General features: G+C 51.4%; 1 protein-coding gene. It reads right to left on the bottom strand.

Going from position 1 to position 2671, the window contains the following annotated elements; all coding sequences use genetic code 11:
* Positions 1 to 239 precede the first annotated feature (239 nt).
* Positions 240 to 2671: outer membrane protein (locus tag EAO33_RS09680; RefSeq protein ID WP_235853167.1), on the bottom strand; the 2432-nt coding region annotated here is incomplete at its 5' end.

Raw genomic sequence — 2671 nt, 5'->3', positions numbered from 1 at the left:
GGGCGTGTATTTTGGCGCACGCTGTGCGCGCCTTGAGAATAAGCGCGCGCAAACCCTCATTGCGGGGTGTAAAGTAGTTTCGTGTTTGTGCGCGTTTATACCCCCCCAAGCGTGGGCTTTAGCGCGCGCTGTGCGCGCCTCCCAAAAGAGCGAGGCGTGGTAAAAAGAAAAGGTTTTAAGCTTGGCGCGCCGCGCCAAAGCTCCCCCCCCCCCCCCCCCCCCACTTCTTTTAAGAAGCCCTAGAAGTTGTAGACATAGTTGAAGAAGACAGAAACATTGCGCTTGTAGGCGATAGTTTTCTCCACGCCATCTAACTCGCCCTTGAAGTAGTAGTTCACCGCTAGAGGGATTCTAAGCCCGATCTCAAAGCCATTGTGCCTGTTGATATTGGTCCTAAAGCCGATGTTAAGAGGCACTTGGAAGTAGCTGGTGTTCATTTGCGCGCTACCTCCAGCGGCCTTAATAGCGTTCATTCTGCTGATCCACGCGCTAGCTCCCTTCACATTCCAGCTAGAGCCTGCTAACATAAGCCCTGCAAAGAGCCCGCTGGTGTATTTGGCGTCTTTGCTCTCATAGAAGTTGTAAAGCGCGTCCACACCAGCCCCGTAAACGAAGTTGTCTAGCTCGTTCACATTGCGATCCATGAAGGTCCCATGTTGCCAACTAAAGCTAGCATAGTAGCGCAAGCCCCAGCGTTTCTTTTTGCCAAAGAATTGCTTATAACCAAACTGCACATCGATCCCATACATGTTCCCATTGGAGTTGTTAGTAACTGGCATGGGCGTTTTGGTGGCTACCACGCTATAACCAGAGGATTTCATCCATGCGTCCATCTTGCTATAGCCCGCTTTGGCGTAGACAAGAGCTTGGTTAACCTGTTGCAAAAGCCCAGAGAGTTCTCCCTTAGTCATGCTTTGTAGTTGCATAGCCTGCACCTTAACCTTAGCCCCTGAGTCTAACACAACAGCCATGCCTCCCATCTCCACAGAAGCACCTTGCTTGACAATGGGCGAAGTCATGTCCACACCCGCCACATTGCTCAAAGAGGCGAGCTGGTTCACCAAGTTGGATTGCAGAGTTTGCAAAGTGCTAATCAAATTCCCCAAATTGTTAAGGGCTGTAGCGTAGTTGATTTGGGGATTAGCCACAATTTGTTGGTAAACCGCTTGCACGGCTGTGTTGGCATTGCTCACAGAAGTGTCTCCCGTGTTAGCCAAGTTTTGGCTGGCTAGGGTTTTGAGCGCGTTTAGGAGGGAGCCCACAGTGTAATTGCTATTTTGGGAGAGCAAATACGCTTGGGTGTTGATCACCTGAGTTTCTGCCTTGACATAGTCGCTAGCTGTCGCATTAGTGGGCATCCCTGCACCAGCGAGCGCGTTAAGAGCGTTGGTGGCTATAGAACCATTGCTTGTCATCTGGTTGATCATGGTGGCTGTTGCATTACCATTGATCTCTGTTTGGTAGATGTTGACCTGATCTTGCTGGGTACTCATCGCGCTCAAGAGTTTTTTGATAGTGCTGACATTGGCCGCGCTAAGCGATCCGCCCTGGATGGCGATGTGTTGTGGGTTGGCTGGGTTTAGCATGCCATTGAGATTGCGCGCGCTCAAAGCATTAGCCAAAGCGGTCGCTAGCACTTTGCTAGCGGGGTTGCTAGAATTTAACATCCCTGAAAGCGTGCTCATCGCACTTTGGTAAGTGCCCGCATCGCTCAACACCCCAGCTATCGTGTTGGTAACTAAGTTGTCTTGCATAGTTGTGCTGGCCATGAAAACTTTATTGCTAGCAGAACCAGAGGTGAGAATCGCGCTGATGGCTGCATCTAGCTGGGCTTGCGTGGCACTGCTGATCGCCTGTCCCACAAAGCTTGCCCCTGTTACGGGTGAGGCTCCTTGGGTCAACTGGTAGGCGATGAGCTGGGCTAAAGTGCTCGCGTCAGTCGCACTAGCGGGGATAGTGCTCGTATTGGGCGTGCCAGAAGTGAGGCTTTGAGAAAGGGCGTATTGCAAGATCGCCTGGGTGGGGGTAGCATAAGTGCTACTAGAAGAAGAAAGCGCCTCATCTGTAAAGATATTATTAGCCGCATCCACGATCTTAGCAATCGTGTTGTATTGCGCGCCGGTAAGACCTTCTAAGCCTTTGATCTGGGAGCCTGTCGCTGCTTTTGCAGACACGATAGCATTGTTAGCCTGTGTCAAACTTTGCGCGACAGTGTAGGCGTTGTTGAGCAAAGAGGAGACATTGAGGCTGATGTTAGAGTTGATAGCCACAGGGTCTTTGAGATTGTCATTGATGGTTTGCAACCCCCCAGAATTGCCAATGAGGGTGTTGATCGCGGTTAAGAAAGTTAGAGCTTTGGCTGCATCAAGGGTGGCCACATTGCCACTGCCCCCAGAGAGTGCGCCGGATTTGACTGTCTGCGCTGTGCCCCCCACGATACCCGCAATGACACCTTGCACCTGCGCTGCCTGATCTACAGTGAGCGATTTAGGCAAATTAGCCAAAAGTGCAGAGGTAGTCTGGTTGCTCTCTAGCGCGCCCACCAACTGGTTTAAGAAAGACACCGCGTCCGTGCTAGTGATACCAGTGATGCCCGTGCTAAGATCAGAGATAGAGCTAAAAGCCCCGCCTCCAGCACCGGTAAAAGTGGTGGTTATTGCGCTAATTTCTG

Source organism: Helicobacter labacensis, from assembly GCF_003660285.1.
In the GTDB taxonomy this organism is placed as follows: domain Bacteria; phylum Campylobacterota; class Campylobacteria; order Campylobacterales; family Helicobacteraceae; genus Helicobacter; species Helicobacter labacensis.
This window is presented reverse-complemented; position numbering and strand designations above follow the sequence as displayed.